We start from the raw sequence: 21241 nt of genomic DNA, 5'->3' as shown, positions 1-21241 counted from the left end.
GTAAAGTTAGCTGTCAGTAAAGTGATTGTTGTTTAAATAAAAATAATAGATGGGAAAATTTAAAGGAATTATCAAGTTTGGATTTTTAGCGTGTACCATGCTAATGGGTATTGCTGCCATGGCTTATGAGGAGGTAAATCAATTGGATGTTGGGGTTATCAATGATTCAACTCCATTTGATGAGGAAAAATTTATTGGCAATTGGAAATATTCGTCAGAAAATGTGCCTTATGAGTATGCAAGGGGAATTTTGTTTATTTCTAAAAAAGAAGGGTCATTAAGTGTTTTGGTTGCTTTGCCAGGTGGTGAGCGCAAGGCGGATGACGTTAAGGTTATAGAAAATACATTGACATTTTCACTTAATCTTGAGGGGCGTTTGGTTTCCGTGAGTATTACGGTAGAAGGTGATAAATTAAGGGGAAAAGCCAGTTCTGAGGACGGTATTTTTAATTTGAGTGGGGAAAGGCGATTGGACCCGGAATAGGATTTAGTAATAAATCATATAAATGATAGTCTAGGTCGTTGGGCTTGGTCATAAAAAAAACCGAAGTTCTAAACTTCGGTTTTTTTTATTTTGAGACTTGGTATCTTTTAAAAGCTTATAGGCAAAGAAACCCTGGTGTTTCCCCATCCAAGTACCATGTGGGTGCCATTGTCTACATCCTTGTATGCAATCGAAAAAGCGTCCAATGATTCGGAAGCATTGCCAACACTGGCAGGAACCCGGACTACGTCATCGCCTTCCTGATAGGAATATGCGCCCCATTGATTTAAGTTTTTGTTCAAGATTACGGTCCATTCCTTATCGCCTGGGATTGTGAATAGCGAATAAGTACCGGCGGCAACAGATTTACCTCCTACAGTAGCATCCTTATAAAATATAATTTCAGGGGCTTCATTGGCTCCAGTTCTCCAAACTTTTCCGGCGGGAGCAAGTTCGGATATTGACCTTCCTTTTAATTGTGGGCGACTATAAGTAATTCGAACCAATTTTTGTGAAACTTTATAATCTGTTGGATAAGAAGCGATGTCTGCCGGACTCTTGTCCAATCCACTGAATTTTTGCGCTGTTGCCTCAAAGCCGAAGGCCAAAGCAATAACCATAAGTGTAATCGTAAATAAGTTTTTCATTTTTTTCATTTTTAGAGATTGTCAAATTTAAGTAGTATTCCTATTATTTTGAATTAAAAGTCGGTAATTTTTGGACAACTTACAAAATAGTGGGTTGTTGTAAGTGAAATCCCTTAAAAACTAACATATTATTATTATAATATACTTTAAGGTTTCGATTTATAACTAATTATCAATTTTGTCTTTTATTATGTTTATATTTGGCCAATATTTGCTTTAAAATTGACATAAATATTATAATATGTGTGGAATTGTATGTGCATTTGATGTAAAGGAGAGTACTGAGACTTTGAGGCCTCAATTATTGGAGATGTCTAAGAAAATTAGACATAGGGGACCAGACTGGAGTGGGATATATTCTAACGATAAGGCTGTAATGGCACATGAACGTTTGTCTATTGTGGACCCAGCTTCAGGAAAACAACCATTGTTTACTGAGGATAAAAAATTGGTATTGGCCGCCAATGGTGAAATTTATAACCATAGGGAATTACGGAAGCAATTTGCAGGAACTTATAATTTTCAGACAGAGTCGGATTGTGAGGTAATTTTGGCCTTGTACAGGAAGAAAGGAGTTGATTTCTTGGATGAAATGAACGGTATCTTTGGTTTTGCCATCTATGATGCAGAAAAAGACGAATATTTTATTGCAAGAGATCATATGGGGATCATTCCCTTATATATAGGTTGGGATGTTAATGGTACTTTTTACGTTGCTTCCGAATTAAAGGCGTTGGAAGGTATTTGTACCAAAATACAGTTGTTTCCTCCGGGGCATTACCTACATAGTAAGGATGGGGAATTTAAGAGATGGTATTCCCGTGATTGGATGGAATATGATGCAGTTAAGGATAACGAGACAAGTATTAATGCCATAAAAGTGGCCTTGGAAGCTGCTGTGCACAGACAATTAATGTCCGATGTTCCCTATGGTGTTCTACTTTCAGGGGGATTGGATTCTTCGGTAACTTCTGCCATTGCAAAAAAATACGCTCAGAAAAGAATTGAATCAGACGATACTACTGATGCTTGGTGGCCACAATTACATTCCTTTTCGGTAGGTTTGGAAGGATCTCCTGATTTGGCTGCAGCACAAAAGGTGGCGAAACATATCGGTACAGTACACCACGAGATAAAATTTACAATTCAAGAGGGATTGGACGCCATCAAGGACGTAGTTTATAACCTTGAAACCTATGATATTACCACTATTAGAGCATCTACACCTATGTATCTTATGGCCAGAGTTATAAAATCTATGGGTATTAAAATGGTTTTGTCGGGTGAAGGAGCGGACGAATTATTTGGGGGATATCTATACTTTCATAAGGCGCCAAATGCTAGGGAATTCCATGAGGAAACGGTCCGTAAATTGGATAAGCTACATATGTACGATTGCCTAAGGGCCAACAAATCTTTGGCAGCTTGGGGAATAGAAGGAAGGGTTCCATTTTTGGATAAGGAGTTTATGGACGTAGCCATGAGGATCAATCCACAGGATAAGATGATCAACGGTGAGCGTATGGAGAAATGGGTAGTACGGAAGGCATTTGAGGATATGTTGCCGGAAAGTGTTGCCTGGAGACAAAAGGAACAATTTTCAGATGGAGTCGGTTATAGTTGGATAGATACTTTAAAAGAGGTTGTTAAGAAAGAAGTTACGGATGATCAATTGGCAAACGCCAAATACAGATTTCCTTTGCAGACACCTACTTCCAAAGAGGAATTTTATTACCGTTCAATTTTTGAGGAGCATTTTCCATCCGATGCAGCAGCTCTGTGCGTGCCACAGGAACCTTCAGTTGCCTGTAGTACCAGAATAGCATTGGAATGGGACGAGGCCTTTAAAAACATGAACGATCCGTCCGGGAGGGCAGTTTCAAAAGTTCATTCGGATGCCTACGTAAAATAATCCAACGGGTTAAGGCTGCAAGAATAGGAATTATATAATTTTTAGTTTATTTAGTACGCAAGAGGTATCCTTTAAGGGGTGCCTCTTTTGTTTGGGAGGTATTAAAGGAGTTTGGAAATTTGGGCTAGGTTTGTGAATTGCGAATATCCCGAATTGTTTTCCAATTCGGATACTTCATTTCAGGTGTTTTATTTTGCTTTTACTCCAAAAGCTTCATGGTTTATTGGGGTATTTAACTTTGTCCAGGTCGGGTCGGTAAAGGCGGGAAGAACCCTCCTCGACACCTTTTATTTTGGCAGGTATTTTTCCACAATTTTTGTTGATAACTTAGTGACTTATATTGCCCATCAACCCTATATTTCATAGGGTATTGCGTATATTTGTAGGATTGCTAAAATTATAATGAAATAAGTATTTATTTATGAGCGAAGAAGCAAATAAAGACGAGCAAAAAAAGAATAATTATTCCGCAGATAGTATCCAGGCATTGGAAGGAATGGAACATGTACGCATGCGTCCATCCATGTATATTGGGGATATTGGTGTGCGCGGGTTACATCACTTGGTTTACGAAGTAGTCGATAATTCCATTGATGAGGCAATGGGGGGTCATTGTGACGCCATCCATATTACCATTAATGAAGATAATTCGGTCACAACCAAAGACAACGGTAGGGGTATTCCAGTAGATTTACATAAAAAAGAAGGCATTTCCGCTTTGGAGGTGGTAATGACCAAAATTGGTGCAGGGGGTAAATTTGATAAGGATTCCTATAAGGTGTCTGGCGGACTTCACGGTGTTGGTGTTTCTGTAGTGAATGCGCTTTCCAATCATTTAAGGGCCACAGTCTATAGGGATGGAAAAATTTGGGAACAAGAGTATGAAAGGGGGAAATCATTATACCCTGTAAAAAGCATAGGTGTTTCCGATGATCGTGGAACCGAGGTTACCTTTCATCCGGACGAAACCATCTTCACCCAAACCATAGAATTTAGCTATGAGACCTTGGCGAACAGAATGCGGGAACTTTCGTTTTTGAACAAAGGGGTGACCATTTCCTTGACTGATAGACGTGAAAAGGATGAGAAAGGGAACTTTCTTTCAGAAACCTTCTATTCCGATGAGGGACTAAAGGAATTTGTCCGCTTTTTGGATGGCAATCGTGAGCAATTGATCCGCAATGTTATTTCCATGGAAGGGGAAAAGAACGATATCCCTGTGGAAGTAGCCATGACCTACAACACCAGCTATACGGAAAATTTGCATTCCTATGTAAACAATATCAATACCCATGAAGGCGGTACGCATTTGTCCGGTTTCCGTAGGGGTCTGACTACTACCTTGAAAAAATATGCTGATGCATCCGGAATGCTCGACAAATTAAAATTCGAGATTCAAGGTGATGATTTTAGGGAAGGTCTTACCGCAATAGTTTCTGTCAAGGTTGCCGAACCTCAATTTGAGGGCCAAACTAAGACTAAATTGGGTAACAGGGAGGTGTCTGCGGCTGTAAGTCAGGCGGTTTCCGAGATGCTGACCAATTATTTGGAAGAAAATCCGGATGACGCTAAAATCATTGTACAGAAGGTAATTTTGGCGGCCCAGGCCCGTCATGCGGCTACCAAGGCACGTGAAATGGTTCAGCGAAAAACGGTGATGAGCATTGGCGGATTACCTGGTAAACTATCGGATTGTTCAGAACAAGATCCAACCTTGTGCGAAGTGTTTCTGGTCGAGGGAGATTCCGCGGGTGGTACTGCCAAACAAGGAAGGGATAGGGCTTTTCAGGCCATTTTACCTCTTAGAGGTAAGATTCTGAATGTTGAAAAGGCCATGCCGCACCGGGTATTTGAAAATGAGGAGATCAAGAACATTTATACGGCTCTTGGTGTAACCATAGGTACAGAAGACGACAGTAAGGCATTGAACTTGGATAAATTGCGCTATCACAAAGTAGTGATCATGTGTGATGCGGATGTGGATGGTAGCCATATTGAAACCTTGATTCTGACCTTTTTCTTTAGATATATGCGCGAATTGATTGAGGGAGGGCATGTTTATATAGCAACACCGCCCCTTTATTTGGTAAAGAAAGGAACTAAGAAAAGATACGCTTGGAACGATAAGGAACGGGATGAAATTGCCGAGAGTTTTAATGGAAGCGTAGGTATACAACGTTATAAAGGTCTTGGGGAGATGAATGCGGAACAATTGTGGGATACCACTATGAATCCGGAATTTAGGACCTTAAGGCAAATAACCATTGATAATGCTACCGAGACTGATCGGGTATTCTCTATGTTGATGGGTGACGAAGTGCCACCTAGAAGGGAGTTTATTGAGAAAAATGCCGTCTATGCGAACATTGATGCATAAAAAATAGTGTTTACACAACAAAAACTCGCACCACTGGTGCGAGTTTTTTAGTTTTAACCAAAATCTAATAGTTATGAAGTATATATTATTAACAGGTATTTTGATTTTAAGTGCGTTCGGATATTCACAATCCAATGTCAATGAATTATTTGCCGCAGGGATCAATGATGCTGAGAAATTTACAGATAATTATTTTGGTCCTGTGTCAGAGGGGGCAATTTACAGTTTGTCCAATGGATGGTATAATTCTGCAGATTCAAAACCTTTGGGTGGTTTTGAGATTTCGATAATAGGTAATATGACATCTTTTAAGAATAAGGAAGAAAAGAAGTCCTTTGTTTTAAATACAGCGGATTATGAAAATCTTCAGTTCGTAGATGGTAGCAGCTCCCAGCCAGTTTCAACCGCCTTGGGGGATTTGGAAGGAATTCGCGTATTTGTGGAAGGTGAGTTGGCGCCGGGGGTGACAACGAGGGAGGAATTTGAACTGCCGACCGGACTTGCTTCTGAAAATATCAATTTTATTCCTACGGCCTTTTTACAGCTAAGTGTGGGCTTGGTAAAAGGGTTGGAAGTGAAGGCGAGATTTTTACCAAAAATAGATACGGAAGATGTTGCCATCGGTTTATATGGGGTAGGCCTTCAATATGACTTTTCTAAATTATTGCCGGCGGATAAAATATTGCCAGTTGCGCTTTCCGCGGTGGTTGGTTTTACCCAATTGAACGCTACCTACGATTTTACCAATAGTAATATTGTAGACGGTAGTGACCAAAAGATAGATGTTGATATGAATGTTTTAACATTTCAGGCAATCGCATCCACCAAACTCCCTATAATTAATTTTTATGGAGGTATTGGGTATGTTTCTGGAAAATCTACGACAGATGTTCTTGGAACCTATAGGGTGCAATCGGGTCCTTTTCAGGAAACCTATGAAGATCCCTTTTCTTTGAGCAGAAAGGCAAGTGGAGTCTCTGGTACTTTGGGGGCCAAGTTGAAACTTGGATTCTTTAGGTTGCATGCCGATTATTCCTTGGCCGAGTTTAACAACCTTACTGTAGGGGTAAATTTTGGATTTAGATAAATCCAAAATTTACCCTTTTTTTTTTATTCCCTAATGGCCAATACGTTGCCTTCGTTGTCGGCTAGTATTATCCCGTCCTCAGACTCGGTCATAAGTACAATATCCTCTTCTTTTTCCAAACCGGGATAGGAAATAACGTATAGGCTGTCTTTCCGAACCCATTTAAAATCAGAGATTATGGTTAACTTTTTGTTCTGATAGGTGTGATATCTGCCTAAATAGGCATCGTTAAAAATCCACTCCTGTCTAAGGGTCTGTTTTTGGGTGGTGCTACCATCTGCCGAGAGATGGGACCATATTCCAATGACCGGGTCATTGTTCTCTGTAATTCTAGTGCAATTACTGGCGAGTAGGATACCAATTATTGCTAAGAATGAAAATAGCTTTTTCATTTTGTAGGTTTAATCATTGATTTGGGTACTTCTTCTTCAACGCGGCGTTTTATCTTTCTATTATATATATTCGATGTATGGAACTATATTTTGATTTTTTTCGATGAATGGTCAATTTATTACGTTCAGTTTAAATTTTACCCCGTCGAATTACATAATCCATTTTCCCGGGTGCAGTTAAAAAGACTAAAACTTGGTAGTGATAAAAATTAGGTGGTTTCTAAGGATATGGTAGTAATGTTCTGTTAAAAATCAGTACTTTTGGGGATAAAATTTAACTTAAAATAACCTTATAATGAAAGTTACCGTTGTTGGGGCAGGTGCTGTAGGCGCAAGTTGTGCAGAGTACATTGCTATAAAGAATTTTGCATCAGAAGTAGTTGTGTTGGATATTAAGGAAGGTTTTGCTGAAGGTAAGGCCATGGATTTAATGCAAACAGCTTCATTGAATGGTTTTGATACCAAAATAACTGGAGTCACAAATGATTATAGTAAAACCGCCGGAAGCGACGTGGCTATTATTACGTCAGGTATTCCTCGTAAACCCGGAATGACCCGTGAAGAGTTGATAGGTATAAACGCTGGTATTGTAAAAACGGTATCTTCAAATTTAATTGAACATTCTCCTAATGTAATTCTTATTGTAGTCAGTAATCCTATGGATACCATGACCTATTTGGTTCATAAAACTACCGATTTGCCTAAAAATAGAATTATAGGTATGGGTGGAGCTTTGGACAGCGCAAGGTTTAAATACAGATTGGCCGAGGCGTTGGAAGCTCCTATTTCAGATGTTGACGGCATGGTAATTGGCGGTCATAGTGATACTGGGATGGTGCCCCTTACGGCCCATGCCACAAGAAATAGTATTAAGGTATCCGAATTTTTGTCGGAAGACCGTTTGGCCCAAGTTTCTGAGGATACCAAAGTGGGTGGTGCTACCCTAACCAAATTGTTGGGTACGAGTGCCTGGTATGCTCCAGGTGCAGCTGTTTCTTCCATGGTACAGGCAATTGCTTGCGATCAGAAGAAGATGTTTCCTTGTTCTGCCTTCTTGGAAGGTGAGTACGGTTTAAATGATATTTGCATAGGTGTTCCTGTACTTTTAGGTAAAAATGGTATCGAAAAAATTGTAAAAATAGATTTAGCCGATGCTGAAAAAGCAAAAATGAAAGAAAGTGCCGAGGGTGTGAGAAAAACAAATAGCTTATTGGCCCTATAATTCATTGGGGTTGACAAATATTTAGGGCATCCGTCCCATAGGTTTCCGAGTACCATCGGAACGGGGCGGATGCCCTCGTTTTATAAAACTGATAAATATATTGTTAGTTCCTATGGGAAATAATATATTTGCACGCTATTTAAGAATACCATTTTAAAATAATATAACCAATGCAAAATAAAGGACTTATAAAGCTTTTCGCTTTTTTGTTTGGGCTAGTTAGTATTTATCAGCTATCCTACACTTTTATTACCAATAAAGTAGAAAAGGAAGCAACTGTCTTTGCTACGAACAAAGTTTCAGATTCCGAAGAGGATTACCTTGAAAAAAGGGAAGCGCTGGAAGCAAAATATTTAGACTCGATTGGAGGCAATTCCATTTTAGGGTATACCAGTTATGAGGAAGCCAAGAAAAAGGAGCTTAATAAAGGTCTGGATTTAAAGGGAGGTATAAATGTTACCCTTCAAATATCCATTAAGGACATTTTAAAAGGTCTTGCAAACAATACTAAGAATCCTGTTTTCAACAAAGCCCTGGCAGATGCAGATAACGCTTCTAAAAGTAGTGATGCAACCTATATAGATCTGTTTTTCGAATCATTTGACAAGATAAAGGGTGATACCAAATTGGCTTCCCCCGATATTTTTGCAAATAAAGGTTTGAGCGATGTCATTAATTTTCAAATGACCGATGACCAGGTAAAACCAATTATAAGAACTAAGATCGATGAGTCCATTGTTTCTGCTTTCGAAGTACTTCGTGAGCGTATTGATGGTTTTGGTGTTACCCAGCCCAACATTCAGCGTGAAGGTAATTCTGGCCGTATTTTGGTGGAATTGCCGGGTGCAAGGGATATTGGACGTGCACAGGATCTATTGTCCAGTACGGCTCAATTGGAGTTTTGGGAAACTTATAAGCAGAGTAATCCAAGCTTAAGCGCTTTTATACAGGCGGCCAATGAAAGGTTAAAGACTTTGGTCGATGTGGAAAAACCTGAAGTAGCTGTAAAGCCAGAGTCAGAATTGGATTCTTTGTTGTCAGATGTTGCTCAAGATTCATTGGACTTTTCCCAAGACGTTAATCCATTGTTCAGTTTGTTGATACCAGCAAATCCCAACGGAAACGCATTGGTTAGTGCTGCTATTCAGGACACGGCTAAAATAGGGGAATACCTTAGAATGAAAGAAATTCGCCGTTTAATTCCGGCAGATATACAGTTCGTTAAATTTGTATGGGAACGTCCAACCGAAGGTTCAGAAGTTGTGGAATTATTTGCCTTAAAATCCAACAGGGATAATACTCCAAGAATCAGTGGTGACGTTGTTTCCGATGCTTCGGATACTTTTGATCAATATAACAAACCTGCGGTTTCAATGACCATGAATACCAAAGGGGCAAAGGAATGGGAGAAATTAACCGGTGATGCTTTTAACAATCAGACTGGTATCGCCATTGTTCTGGATAATAAGGTATATACCGCTCCTGGAGTTTCTTCAGGACCAATTTCTGGCGGTCGCTCAGAGATTACTGGAACTTTTACCATTAACGAGACCAAGGATATTGCCAACGTATTAAGGGCTGGTAAATTACCTGCTTCTGCTGAAATCATTCAATCGGAAATTGTTGGACCTTCCTTAGGACAGGAAGCCATCAGCAGTGGATTCTTTTCCTTTATGATCGCCATGGCCATTGTATTGGTATGGATGGTTTTTTACTATGGTAAAGCGGGAATTTTTGCAGATATGGCATTACTTCTAAATATCTTGTTGATTTTTGGAGTATTGGTTAGTTTAAATGCAGTATTAACCCTACCTGGAATTGCGGGTATTGTGTTGACCATAGGTATGTCGGTGGATGCCAACGTACTTATTTTCGAACGAATTAAGGAGGAACTGGCAAAAGGTAAAGGGCAGAGCCAAGCTATTGCAGATGGTTTTGGAAATGCACTTTCTTCCATATTGGATGCCAACATTACAACTGGTTTAACGGCGCTTATATTATTTGTTTTTGGTTCTGGACCAATTAAAGGTTTTGCCACCACTTTATTAATAGGTATTGTTACCTCATTGTTTACTGCCATATTTATAACCAGACTTTTGGTTGATTGGTATGTTAGCGGAAAAGGAAGAAAATTGGATTTCTCCACGGCAATGACCAAGAACCTGTTCAAGAATATCAGTATCGATTTCTTGGCCAAGAGAAAGATTGCTTATTTAGCTTCTTCAATTTTGGTAGGTATAGGTCTATTTTCATTATTTACCCAAGGCATACCACAAGGAGTGGATTTTCTTGGAGGTCGTTCTTACACGGTAAGATTTGAAAAAATGGTTAATCCGGCTGAAATAGCCACGGAATTGAACACAGTTTTCGGTGTGGGTACTAATGTTAAAACCTATGGTGAGGCCAATCAAATAAAAATTACCACAGCTTATAAAGTAGATGTTGAAGGGATAGAAGTAGATAATGAAATACAGAATAAGCTTTATACTTCCCTACAGAAATATATGCCGGATGGTACCAGTTTTGAAGATTTTATTATCGGTAGTGGTGAAAATTCCATTGGGATCCTTCAATCTGTAAAAGTGGGTCCAACCATAGCGGATGACATTAAGAAGAATGCATTTCTGGCCATTATTGGTTCTTTGGCTGTGGTGTTCCTTTATATTCTTTTAAGGTTCCGTAGATGGCAGTTCTCTTTAGGTGCTGTTATGGCCGTATTCCATGATATATTGATTGTATTGGGTGTATTCTCCATCTTTGGTAAATTAATGCCTTTTAATATGGAGATAGATCAAGCCTTTATCGCTGCGATATTAACGGTAATTGGATATTCATTGAATGATACTGTGGTAGTGTTCGACCGTATTAGGGAAATTATTGCTGAGAAAGGATGGAAAGCTGGTGTGAATACCAATTTGGCCTTGAACAGTACCTTGAGTAGAACCTTAAATACCTCCATGACTACTTTGGTAGTATTATTGGCGATATTCATTTTTGGAGGTGAATCCTTAAGAGGATTTATGTTCGCGATGATCATTGGTATTATTGTAGGTACGTATTCATCTTTGTTCATTGCTACGCCGATAATGTACGATACTTTGAAAAAGAAAACCCAAATTGGCGAAGAAGAGAAATAAGTCTCTGATCGACTATAATAAAAAAGGCCGCTGTTCAGCGGCCTTTTTTATATCATATATCCAATGGATCCTTTGGGAGACATTTTTAACTCGTAGATATATTGTGGTTCCAATCCTGGTTCCTTTCTATGGGATACAAAAACAATGGCAGTTTTGCTCTCCTTGGCAATTTTATTTACGAGGGATATAAAAAGCATTGCACTGTTATCATCCAGACCTGCCGTGGGTTCATCCAAAATTAATAATGGTGGATGTTTTATCATGGCCCTTGCCGTCATTATCATACGTTGTTGGCCCGTTGATAGGTCGGCAAAATAAACATCCTTTAGGTGCCACATATCCAAAATAATCAACCATTCTTTGGCAAGCGCTCTCTGATTTTCGGTAGCCATTAAATAAAGTCCAACGGAATCGTTCAGTCCGGAAATGACCATGTTTAAGGCAGAATGTAAACCTGAAAACTTATCGGTCATGGAAGGGGTATAATACCCTATTCTTTTCTTTATCTCCCAAACACTCTCCCCAGTTCCTTTCTGTTGGCCAAAAAGGTATAGTTCCTGTCCGTAACCTTTATGATTGTCACCGGTAATCATGGATAATAGTGTTGATTTTCCACTTCCATTTTGACCTATAAGTTGCCAGAACTCCCCTTTCTTTATGGTCCAATTAATATTGTTCAATATTTTTTTATCCCCATAGGCTACTTTAATGTTTTTACAATCTATTAAAATGGATTCCTTATAATCTGTAGGTGTAATGGGAATTGGTATTCTACCCGAAAAAGAAGAATTTAGTGATGTAGCGGCTTTTTTATCTTCCATTAAACCGTTGGAAAGTGATTTTATGGTGGATTTGTCCAATATCATCCTATGGGTTATAAAGGGTAGAAGATCAACTCTTCTGCTTATTAGCTGGACAATAAAGGTGCTCTTGGAAATAAGATCAAGGGAGGTTTTTAAGTCCTTCTGGGAGTCTTTGTCCAAATTGTCGAAGGGATTGTCCAAAACAATAAAATCTGGCTTTAAATGAAGTATATATTTCAATAGCGCCTTTTTCTGTTCTCCGCTGGACATGGTTTTTAAGCTTTGCCGTGCATTCTCATTAATTATCCTGATGTCATGCCTTTCCTCTTCGTCTATAAACTGATTCAAGGTTATTTTGGAAAATAGGGCGCCCTCTAAATCCTGAAGACCTTCAAATCCTCCAGGAAGTGGCCCCTCCAATAAATTTTTTATAAACTTATCTTTGTGGGAATTGTTATTTATAAATACGGCCCAATGTATTTTGTGATTCATGTATAATGTCTTTTTATAGAATTCAAAAGAATATAATTAATGGTTATGGTCTTTTGGGTTCACCCACTTTATTTGTTGAACCAATAAGTAAATTTAAGGGTCAAGGCCCAATTTCTCCCTTCAAATGGTTCTATAAGATAGTTGTTGCTGTACACTAAAAACAAATCCGAGGCAGGTTTATATCGCCATTGAAAGCGTGAGTTAAGATTAAAGTTCTTGGATTGTTCATTGTATTGGAACAAGGTGGCAAAGAATAATTTGTTGGTAAAGGTAACATCCACCTCTGACCCAATAAGCCAAAATTCTGTATTGTTCCAGGGCGCTGGTAAGTTGATGTTGTTGTAACTTAAATTAGTGCTTAGGCTTACAAAGGGTTGAAAGCGGTAACCCAATTCACTGATAAGACTGGTTCTGTTACCTCCTGAATAATATCCTCCAAAACGGCCGCCCAGGGAATAGGTAAACATACTTTGGGGTTTTGAAACAAAATCCATGGTATAGGCATTCCAATGATGTTGGGTACCGATTTCCAAGGATTGCTTGCCTGATCTTGTGGGGTCAAAAGGGGATAGTAGTTCCACGTATTCGTCGGTTACACCTAGGTTTAATTTGGAACGGTCCCGAAAGTCGAGCAAATACTCAAAAAGGTTTATATTGTCCGTTCGCTCCAATTTTTCATTGAAGAAGTAGCTGGTGCTAAATTTGGGACCATGACTTAGAATGGCGCTTTTCTTTGGAAAGAATAAATGCCCCGCGAAAGAGGTTATATTTATATACCCATTTCGTGGAACAAAACCAACCTCGGCGGTATAATCGTCTTCTACCGATTCTTCCTGTATTCGCCAATTCCATTTACGACTTTTATACTCCAAATGGGCTGCTTGGGTAATACCGTTGCCGTTCTTGTTAGGAGCGAACGACTTAAGGAAAAATGCTTTCCCTGTCCATTGGTTATTGGCGGAAGCCAAATTATATTCCAAGCCCACATTTCTATTAAACTTTGGGAAAACGGTCCTTAGGGAATCCGTATCCCTTGGGTAATTAATAGATTCCTTGTTTACAAACATGAGACCTATGCTGGACCTTGCAAATATTTTTCTTTGTAGTGAGAGTACGCCAAAATTCTGACTGGGTAAACCAGTTTCATCTATGCTGGCGGTTTGCATATCCATGAGGCCCAAACGCCATTTTTTATTAAGGTTTCCGCTTACCCTGGCACCAGCTCTAATGGGCACCCCCAATCCTATTCTCCTCGAGAAGAAAGGGCGGATGGTAGCATATCCAAAGTTGGCAAAGAGATCCCCGTTCTCTAAAAAAAATTGTCTTTTTTCGGGAAAAAAAAGTTCAAATCGGTCTAGATTGGTAACCTGCCGATCCACTTCCACCTGTGAGAAATCTGGATTAACGGTAAGGTCCAAATTCAGGGAAGTACTTAGGCTAAATTTAACATCACCTCCAATTTTTTTATCATACTGGGTCTCGGTGTTATTTTCCATGTCCTCGCCTATGCCGCCCAATACGTATGGGATAATGGAAAAATTTGTTTTCGGGGAGGGCGGAGGGGAGTCCCAGACCAAGGTCCCGGTATAGGCTAGGGAGGCTGTAGGGAATTGTCGCGGTATGGGTGTCCAGCTCGATTTTTCTCCCGATTTTAAATCCAATCTACTAAAATTGATACCCCATTCCGTTACGCCATCTTCATACCGAATGGATTTGAATGGGATTGCCATTTCAAAGACCCATTTTTCCTCATCGCTGGTTACTGCCGAAATCCATTTGCTGTCCCAATTTAAATCTACACTTCCTCCACCGTACATGGTTCCGTCCCATTGGGCTCCTGCAGCGTTAGATCCAAAGGAGTAGCCAGTAGTCTGATTGTTAAAAGGGTCCATAAACAACAAAAAGTTGTCATTTTTTCCAAAACTGAAATCCCTACGTAACGATTCTACATAGTAAGAGCCTTTGGTGACGTTATAAAAAGTAGCTAATAGGTAAAGGTTGTTTTCGTCATAGGCCATTCGAATTTCAGAGGGTTCATTGGCCTTTCCTGTATCCATGGGCAATACCATATAAAAGTCAGTTGCCACATCGGTATCTTGCCAGGCCATATCGTTCCCAATTCCGTCTATTGCAATCGGTGAGGTAGTCTTGCGAATATTTAGTCTAAAGGCTTCGTTTTTTTTCTGAGCTGCAGTGGGTAGGGCTAAGGCAAAGATTAGGAAAGTTAGGTATATTCTTGTGGTAGCTGGCAATGGAATGGTCCTTTTGTTGGTTGAACTCACTAAATTAGGCATTTTATGAGAATCGAATCCATAAGGCATGAACTACTTTTAAGCCAAATTCTAATCTTTTCCGTAGGATATGGAATCCCCAAGTTCCAAGGACCACTTATCGGACATTCCGGCATTTACTTCTAGAACGTACTTTACAGGAACTTTGGACGATAGACTGTTTTCGTTAAGGGGTTGTGCATTTTTTTGAATACTGGCAATCTTCATTTGATCATCCACAAAGATCAGGTCTAAGGGGAACTCCGTGTTTTTCATATAAAAAAAATGCATGGATACATCATCAAAAACAAATAACATCCCTTGATTGGGTTCCATAGAACTTCTGTACATAAGCCCTGTTTCCCTTTCGTAGTCCGTATCCGCTATCTCAATGTCCAAATTGATAATAAGGGAATCGGTTTCCTTTTTCAGGATGCGCAGCTTACCTTCTTTTTTAAAAGTAACAGGGGTTGTTTCTATAACTTTTTTAGTTTCTTCCTTGCAGGACACCTGGATAATTATAATAACAATTAAAATTAGATAGATTTTATTATTTCTCATTTTGCAAAGACGCTGTGTTATTTGGGATCTTTAATTCTAGCTGTCTACTTCCTTGAGGTTCCTGATTTTGGTCTAAGAATATAATAGAATCCTACTAGGATAAAAGGTATGCTCAACCATTGTCCAGTAGATAATAACCCAAGGGACTCCTCAAATCCGCCTTGACTCTTTTTCACGTACTCTACAAAGAAGCGCACCGTCCATAACAGTACCAAGAATACGCCAAAAAGGTATCCAAGCTTTTCCTTTTTATCTGTTTTCCAATATAGAAAGTATAAAATAGCAAAGACGAAAATATAACAAAAACCTTCGTATAATTGGGCTGGATGCCTATAGGGTATGGTCTCTAAAAACTCTGAGAATCTAGGATCTTTTTCAATAAGGTTGTAGGCGGCATTCACGGTTTTTTCCTTGGTAATGGTCAAAGCCTTGTAAGCTGGCATATCGTCGGAATCACGGATGAATCTTGTGGCAAGGGCAAAGGATTTTTCTACTGGTTTCCCATTGATTTCGGAATTGAAAAAATTCCCCAATCGAACACAGAAAGCACCTATGGAAACAGGTATAACTATCCGGTCCAAAATCCAGAGAATCTTAAACTCGGGGTATTTTCTAGTATAGAGATACATGCCTATTATTATTCCGATGGCCGCTCCGTGACTAGCCAGCCCAGTAAATCCTGTAAACTCGTAACCCTTTATAAATCCAAAAAGTGTGCTCTCTGCACTCTCCCTTATAGGTAGTAAAATTTCCAACAAATGGTTCTGGTAATAAGGCCAATCGTAAAAGATTACATGACCCAATCGTGCACCCAACATGGTGGACAAAACGGTATATATGAAAAGGGAATCTAACTGTTCAAGCGATTTTTTTTCTTTTAAAAAGATCTTCTTCATAAGATACCAGCCTAGAGCAAATGCAATTATCCATAGAAGATTGTAATATTTGATTTGTATTACCCCAATTTTAAAAAGAGTATCGGCGGGATTCCAAGTAAAGCCTAAAAAGTACATCAACAATTTTTTAAGGGACTAAGATAAGTAAATACTGGAAAGAAAAGTGGACGGAAATGTTTAAATATGTTAAATAGAAATCTGGTAATGTACATTTGTAAAATTATGCCTTCGAGGAGGCCGTGAATTAAATTTTAAAATTAAAAAAGGGCTATGGACCAAGTACCAAGAATCCACAATCCAGAAATCGATAAATAAAGGATTTAGGGAACTGGGTCGTAACCATTTCCTCCCCATGGGTGACAGCTAAAAATTCTTTTTAGGGACAGCCATCCACCTTTGAACAAACCGTGTTTTTGCAATGCTTCCAAAGTGTATTGTGAACAAGTGGGGGAGTAGCGACAAGAGGCAGGGGTAAGAGGGGAAATGAAATTCTGGTAAAATTTCACCAATAGAATAAAGGGGGCAATTAATATTTTTTTCATCTATTTAAAAATTTGGTATTCATCTGAAAATGAGGTTAATAAAAATTTTCAGCACAGATCAAACACCTCCCTGTGGTATAAAAAATTCAATGATTTGACTTGGGACAAAAAAGCAATTTTTATTTATGCCCATTTCATAAATATCATTTTCTCAAAAGATACAGCTAAATTTAAGAGAGGCTGAAAGTGGTACCGTCTTTACCGTCATTCAGTTGAATGCCCATCTCTGCCAACTGGTCCCTTATTTTGTCCGATGTGGTAAAATCCTTGTTGGCACGCGCTTCATTACGCAACTGTATCAAAAGGCCAACCACACTGCCCAATTTATCGGAATTTAGTGCTGTATTATTCTGATTTTCCAACCCCAAAATGTCAAAAACAAAATTGTGCATGGTCTCTGTTAGCAGTTCCTTGTCCTTTTCGGTTATGGTTTCCTTCCCTTCCTTTATTAAGTTGATGTGTTTTACGGCTTCAAATAAATTGGCCGTTAGCATCGGGCTGTTAAAATCATCGTTCATGGCATCGTACCCCTTCTGTTTCCACTCCTCCACATTAAAGCTGGATGATGAAGCTGTAGGCAATTTTTCCAAGTTGCCAATTGCATCCATCAGCTTTTGATACCCTTTTTCAGATGCCAAAAGGGCTTCATCGCTTAGGTCCAAAATACTGGTATAGTGTGCCTGCATCATAAAAAATCGTACTGCAGATGGTGTGTATGGTTTGCTGAGGATGTTATTCTCTCCAGAAAACATTTCATTGGGCAAGATGTTGTTACCGGTAGACTTGGCCATTTTTTTGCCGTTCAAGGTCAACATGTTTGCATGCAACCAGTATTTTACAGGAGCATGCCCATTACAGGCTTCTGCCTGGGCAATTTCACATTCATGATGCGGAAATTTAAGATCCATACCGCCACCATGTATGTCAAAAGTTTCTCCCAGGTATTTGGTGCTCATGGCTGTGCACTCCAAATGCCAACCGGGAAAACCATCTCCCCAAGGTGAAGGCCATCGCATAATATGCTGAACTTCCGCCTTTTTCCATAAAGCAAAATCCTGTGGATTCTTTTTTTCGTCCTGTGCGGCCAATTCACGGGTATTGGCAATCATATCCTCCAATTTCCGACCACTCAGTTTGCCATACTCATTGGTTTTATTGAATTTTTCAACATCGAAATAAACAGAACCATTAATTTCATAAGCATATCCCTTTTCCAATATGGTCTTTATGATTTCGATTTGCTCAATAATATGTCCCGTGGCAGTGGGTTCGATACTAGGCGGTAAAAAATTGAATTTTTGTAGAATGTTGTGAAAGTCCAAGGTGTATTGTTGCACCACTTCCATGGGTTCCAATTGTTCCAACCTCGCTTTTTTTGCAATCTTGTCCTCACCGTCTTCCGCATCATTTTCCAAATGCCCGGCGTCGGTAATATTCCGGACGTAGCGTACCTTGTAGCCCAAATGCTTTAAATACCTAAAAATCATGTCGAAAGACATGAAAGTCCGGCAGTTGCCCAAATGCACATTACTGTAAACTGTAGGTCCACAGACATACATACCAACATGACTCTCGCTTATTGGTTCAAAATCTTCTTTTTTTCCAGAAAGGGAATTATAAACTTTTAATTTTTGAGTTTGGTACAAAGGCATTTTTATGCGGGACAATTAGAATTTAGTATCAATGTTTATATAGTCCAGAAATTCTCGTCTAACGGCCTCGTCTTTAAATTTTCCGCCGTATTCGGCTGTTACCGTACTGCTTTCAATATCGCGTATGCCTCGTGAATTTACACATAGATGTTTGGCATCTATAACGCAGGCAACATCTTCCGTACCTAAAACCTTTTGAAGTTCCCGAACAATCTGAATATTAAGTCGCTCTTGTACCTGCGGTCTTTTGGCGTAATAATCTACGATTCTGTTCATTTTGGACAAACCTACCACTGTGCCTTTGGAAATATAGGCCACGTGGGCTTTACCAACTATAGGGAGTAAATGATGCTCACAGGTGGAATATAGTGTAATGTTTTTTTCAACCAACATTTCACCGTACTTGTATTTATTATCGAAAGTGGATGATTTTGGACGTCGTTTTGGATTAAGTCCCCCAAAAATTTCTTGAACGAACATTTTGGCTACCCTATTCGGAGTTCCCTTTAGACTGTCGTCTTCAAGGTCGAGGCCCAAGGTCAGCATTATTTCATTTACGCTTCCCCTTATACGAGCTATTTTTTCTTCATCACTTAGCACAAATGCATCCTTACGTAAAGGTGTGTCTTCAGCAGCGGAAACATGATCGTCTCCCAGCTCTTCAAAATGCTTTTCCAATGCGTTATCGATTTTCATTAAAATATTGCTTTTTAAGGCAGCAAAGATATACATTATATGCCACTTTATACCATGTTTGCCTTGTTACACAACATAAATTAGTGTTAAGTAGTTTAGGGGGTTACTTTTGAAATTCCCAAATTTTGTAGGTATTCATGAACAGGTTGGTTGTCATTTTTGGTGTTATTTGGTATCTAGGTACTGCTTTGGCCATGGCCCAAGTGGCTTCCGATTGTTCCAATGCTGTGCCAATCTGTAATAATACACCTGTCAACGGAGGTACCAATGGTTTTGGAATCGACGACTTTAAAGGAGCTGCCAAATCCGGTTGTTTGGAAAAAACACTTTCCGGGGCAATTGAATCCAATGCTGCTTGGTATAGGTTTAGAACAAGTGCTTCTGGGCAATTGGGGTTTAATATTGGTTTTGATTCCAAAGAGGATTGGGACTTTGCGCTTTATAAAGCCAGTGATTGCAATTCCCTGGGCGATCCTATTAGATGTAATTTTTTTGATAATAGGGAGGCCAATAGTTTTATCGGCGTAGGGGAGGACCCCAAAGGAGCTGCCAACAATGTTCAATATGAGGAATGGTTGGAAGTTTTACCAGGAGAGGATTATTACCTATTGGTCAATAATTTCAGTAATATCAATTCAGGGTTTTCTATACAATTCACAGGTCAAATTTTTGTTACCAACCCCTATGATGCATTGGATTGCTCAATAGTCAGTAATCTTTTGGGACCGCCAATTGCGGCATGTAACAACGAAAACATTGTTTTGGATGCTACTACAGCTGATGTGGTGAGTTACACTTGGTACAAGGATATTGGAAATGGTTATGCCTCAATACCAGGAGCGATTTCTGCTACCCTTTCTGTTTTGGATGCTGCCTTTTACAGGGTGGAGGTTATTACCCAATCCCAAAATAATATTATTAGCGATGTTCAGGTAGGTTTTTCTACTGCGCCTACAACATCTCCAGTAAATGACGAAAATACCTGCTCGGATGCCGAATACTTTAATTTAAGTGAAAAGGACCAATTGGCCTTGGGTGGGCAATCCCAAGAAGAAGTAATTATATCATATCACCTTACTAGCGCAGATGCGGATGCAGGAATAAATGCACTTCCTTTGGAATATAAATTGGTGTCAGGGGAACAACAGATTTACATTAGGGCCACCTCTGTGCAGAATCCTAGATGTTACGATGCTTCCCAAGACTTTAAATTAACGGTGCATGAACCTTTGGAGCCCGATTTTCCTTTGGAAGTCTTTCTGTGTGAAGGGGAGATTAGTGCTATAATAGGAGTGTCCTCCGCAGATCCGGACTACGATTATCAATGGAGTACGGGTGAAATAACTTCCAGTATAACAGTTACTCAGGGCGGCGAATATTCCTTGACAATAAGTGATAAACTTGGGGTGTCTACTTGTGACAATACTTTTGTGATTACCGTCTTTGCATCCAAGACACCGCATATTAAGGAAATTATCGTTGACGATTTACAGGATAGCAATACTATTACCGCAGTACCTGATAGGGAAGGTGATTTTGAATATCGCTTGGATGATGGGGCTTATCAGGCCGAAAATATATTTTACGACGTTCTGCCCGGTGCACATAATATAACTTTAAACGATTTGAATGGCTGTGGTACCTCCACGGAAAGCATCGTGGTGGTGGGGTTTCCTAAATTTTTCACTCCTAATGGGGATGGGGCTAACGACGTATGGAATATTGTAGGTATTTCAAGTTTGGAAGAACCTATGCTTTATGTTTATGACCGATATGGAAAGTTGCTTAAGCAGCTGTCCCAAAATAGTGTGGGTTGGGACGGAACCTATAATGGAGTGGCTTTGCCTTCGGACGATTATTGGTTCAAGTTAAGCTTTCTGGATAAGAACGGCCAACGCACCATTGCAAAGTATGTAAATAATCATTTCTCTTTAAAGCGATAATGGGTATTGGTCCGATAATACTTTTGGGTGTTTGTTAAACTAATTTTACCTATTTCGGTAAGACACATTATCTGAAGATTCTCTTTCTTTGAAGAATTGTTGCTTTCAGATGGAACAAGGGATACCTC

Annotated in this window: 16 protein-coding genes; 7 read left to right on the top strand and 9 right to left on the bottom strand. The window is 39.4% G+C overall.

All coding sequences use genetic code 11. From position 1 onward, the window contains the following. The first annotated feature begins 49 nt into the window (after positions 1 to 49). Positions 50 to 484: a hypothetical protein gene (locus CWD91_RS07580; RefSeq protein WP_103440356.1), complete on the top strand. Its 435-nt coding sequence runs from the start codon at positions 50 to 52 to the stop codon at positions 482 to 484. 107 nt (positions 485 to 591) lie between these two features. Here CWD91_RS07580 and CWD91_RS07575 read toward each other — a convergent pair whose 3' ends face one another. Beyond that, positions 592 to 1131: a DUF2911 domain-containing protein gene (locus CWD91_RS07575; protein ID WP_103440529.1), complete on the bottom strand. Its 540-nt coding sequence runs from the start codon at positions 1129 to 1131 to the stop codon at positions 592 to 594. A 241-nt stretch (positions 1132 to 1372) separates the two neighbouring features. On the opposite strand from CWD91_RS07575, the gene asnB reads away from it, so the two are divergent. The 3 genes from asnB to CWD91_RS07555 all read left to right on the top strand — a co-directional run bounded on the left by asnB (position 1373) and on the right by CWD91_RS07555 (position 6507). Then, entirely contained in the window at positions 1373 to 3043 is a 1671-nt protein-coding gene (gene asnB / locus CWD91_RS07570; protein WP_103440355.1) for an asparagine synthase B, read from the top strand. A 421-nt stretch (positions 3044 to 3464) separates the two neighbouring features. Beyond that, the gene (gene gyrB / locus CWD91_RS07560) at positions 3465 to 5420 is read left to right on the top strand and encodes a DNA topoisomerase (ATP-hydrolyzing) subunit B (RefSeq protein ID WP_103440353.1); all 1956 of its coding nucleotides are present in this window, start codon (positions 3465 to 3467) and stop codon (positions 5418 to 5420) included. Between the two features lie 73 nt (positions 5421 to 5493). Further along, positions 5494 to 6507: a DUF6588 family protein gene (locus CWD91_RS07555; protein ID WP_103440352.1), complete on the top strand. Its 1014-nt coding sequence runs from the start codon at positions 5494 to 5496 to the stop codon at positions 6505 to 6507. 23 nt (positions 6508 to 6530) lie between these two features. On the opposite strand, the gene CWD91_RS07550 is transcribed toward CWD91_RS07555, so the two are convergent. Then, the gene (locus tag CWD91_RS07550) at positions 6531 to 6899 is read right to left on the bottom strand and encodes a hypothetical protein (protein ID WP_103440351.1); all 369 of its coding nucleotides are present in this window, start codon (positions 6897 to 6899) and stop codon (positions 6531 to 6533) included. A 295-nt stretch (positions 6900 to 7194) separates the two neighbouring features. On the opposite strand from CWD91_RS07550, the gene mdh reads away from it, so the two are divergent. After that, positions 7195 to 8121 (top strand): malate dehydrogenase, encoded by a 927-nt coding sequence (gene mdh, locus CWD91_RS07545; protein WP_103440350.1) that lies wholly within the window; start codon positions 7195 to 7197, stop codon positions 8119 to 8121. A 170-nt stretch (positions 8122 to 8291) separates the two neighbouring features. Beyond that, positions 8292 to 11258: a protein translocase subunit SecDF gene (secDF, locus tag CWD91_RS07540; RefSeq protein ID WP_103440349.1), complete on the top strand. Its 2967-nt coding sequence runs from the start codon at positions 8292 to 8294 to the stop codon at positions 11256 to 11258. A gap of 47 nt (positions 11259 to 11305) precedes the next feature. Here secDF and CWD91_RS07535 read toward each other — a convergent pair whose 3' ends face one another. From CWD91_RS07535 to folE, 7 genes are all read right to left on the bottom strand, one after another. Then, complete coding sequence (locus CWD91_RS07535; protein ID WP_103440348.1) at positions 11306 to 12553, bottom strand: ATP-binding cassette domain-containing protein; 1248 nt, start codon at positions 12551 to 12553, stop codon at positions 11306 to 11308. 68 nt (positions 12554 to 12621) lie between these two features. After that, the gene (locus CWD91_RS07530; RefSeq protein WP_239985689.1) at positions 12622 to 14835 is read right to left on the bottom strand and encodes a DUF5916 domain-containing protein; all 2214 of its coding nucleotides are present in this window, start codon (positions 14833 to 14835) and stop codon (positions 12622 to 12624) included. 60 nt (positions 14836 to 14895) lie between these two features. Beyond that, positions 14896 to 15384, bottom strand: a complete 489-nt coding sequence (locus tag CWD91_RS07525) for a DUF192 domain-containing protein (protein WP_103440347.1) — start codon at positions 15382 to 15384, stop codon at positions 14896 to 14898. A gap of 44 nt (positions 15385 to 15428) precedes the next feature. Beyond that, positions 15429 to 16397, bottom strand: coding sequence for a prolipoprotein diacylglyceryl transferase (gene lgt, locus CWD91_RS07520; RefSeq protein ID WP_103440346.1), 969 nt, complete (start codon positions 16395 to 16397; stop codon positions 15429 to 15431). 203 nt (positions 16398 to 16600) lie between these two features. After that, entirely contained in the window at positions 16601 to 16822 is a 222-nt protein-coding gene (gene yidD, locus CWD91_RS07515; RefSeq protein ID WP_103440345.1) for a membrane protein insertion efficiency factor YidD, read from the bottom strand. Positions 16823 to 16992: 170 nt separating this feature from the next. Then, positions 16993 to 18474 (bottom strand): cysteine--tRNA ligase, encoded by a 1482-nt coding sequence (cysS, locus tag CWD91_RS07510; RefSeq protein ID WP_103440344.1) that lies wholly within the window; start codon positions 18472 to 18474, stop codon positions 16993 to 16995. Between the two features lie 15 nt (positions 18475 to 18489). Beyond that, positions 18490 to 19170 carry a GTP cyclohydrolase I FolE gene (gene folE, locus CWD91_RS07505; RefSeq protein WP_103440527.1) on the bottom strand — a complete coding sequence of 227 codons (681 nt, stop codon included), beginning with the start codon at positions 19168 to 19170 and terminating at the stop codon, positions 18490 to 18492. A gap of 137 nt (positions 19171 to 19307) precedes the next feature. Between folE and CWD91_RS07500 the strand changes: the two genes are divergently transcribed. Next, positions 19308 to 21113: a T9SS type B sorting domain-containing protein gene (locus CWD91_RS07500; protein WP_103440343.1), complete on the top strand. Its 1806-nt coding sequence runs from the start codon at positions 19308 to 19310 to the stop codon at positions 21111 to 21113. Positions 21114 to 21241 lie beyond the last annotated feature (128 nt).

The organism is Arenibacter hampyeongensis (assembly GCF_002909255.1).
GTDB classification, from domain to species: domain Bacteria; phylum Bacteroidota; class Bacteroidia; order Flavobacteriales; family Flavobacteriaceae; genus Arenibacter; species Arenibacter hampyeongensis.
Note: the sequence above shows the minus strand (reverse complement) of the source record. Positions and strands in the feature narration are given on the sequence as shown.

What these genes read in the sequence shown, in the direction of transcription:
- CWD91_RS07580 (WP_103440356.1), top strand. Translation starts at nt 50, where the DNA reads ATGGGAAAATTTAAAGGAATTATCAAGTTTGGATTTTTAGCGTGTACC.
- gyrB (WP_103440353.1), top strand. Translation starts at nt 3,465, where the DNA reads ATGAGCGAAGAAGCAAATAAAGACGAGCAAAAAAAGAATAATTATTCC.
- yidD (WP_103440345.1), bottom strand. Translation starts at nt 16,822, where the DNA reads ATGAAAAAAATATTAATTGCCCCCTTTATTCTATTGGTGAAATTTTAC.
- CWD91_RS07500 (WP_103440343.1), top strand. Translation starts at nt 19,308, where the DNA reads ATGAACAGGTTGGTTGTCATTTTTGGTGTTATTTGGTATCTAGGTACT.
- CWD91_RS07535 (WP_103440348.1), bottom strand. Translation starts at nt 12,553, where the DNA reads ATGAATCACAAAATACATTGGGCCGTATTTATAAATAACAATTCCCAC.
- lgt (WP_103440346.1), bottom strand. Translation starts at nt 16,397, where the DNA reads ATGTACTTTTTAGGCTTTACTTGGAATCCCGCCGATACTCTTTTTAAA.
- CWD91_RS07525 (WP_103440347.1), bottom strand. Translation starts at nt 15,384, where the DNA reads ATGAGAAATAATAAAATCTATCTAATTTTAATTGTTATTATAATTATC.
- CWD91_RS07575 (WP_103440529.1), bottom strand. Translation starts at nt 1,131, where the DNA reads ATGAAAAACTTATTTACGATTACACTTATGGTTATTGCTTTGGCCTTC.
- folE (WP_103440527.1), bottom strand. Translation starts at nt 19,170, where the DNA reads ATGAAAATCGATAACGCATTGGAAAAGCATTTTGAAGAGCTGGGAGAC.
- cysS (WP_103440344.1), bottom strand. Translation starts at nt 18,474, where the DNA reads ATGCCTTTGTACCAAACTCAAAAATTAAAAGTTTATAATTCCCTTTCT.
- asnB (WP_103440355.1), top strand. Translation starts at nt 1,373, where the DNA reads ATGTGTGGAATTGTATGTGCATTTGATGTAAAGGAGAGTACTGAGACT.
- mdh (WP_103440350.1), top strand. Translation starts at nt 7,195, where the DNA reads ATGAAAGTTACCGTTGTTGGGGCAGGTGCTGTAGGCGCAAGTTGTGCA.
- CWD91_RS07550 (WP_103440351.1), bottom strand. Translation starts at nt 6,899, where the DNA reads ATGAAAAAGCTATTTTCATTCTTAGCAATAATTGGTATCCTACTCGCC.
- CWD91_RS07555 (WP_103440352.1), top strand. Translation starts at nt 5,494, where the DNA reads ATGAAGTATATATTATTAACAGGTATTTTGATTTTAAGTGCGTTCGGA.
- secDF (WP_103440349.1), top strand. Translation starts at nt 8,292, where the DNA reads ATGCAAAATAAAGGACTTATAAAGCTTTTCGCTTTTTTGTTTGGGCTA.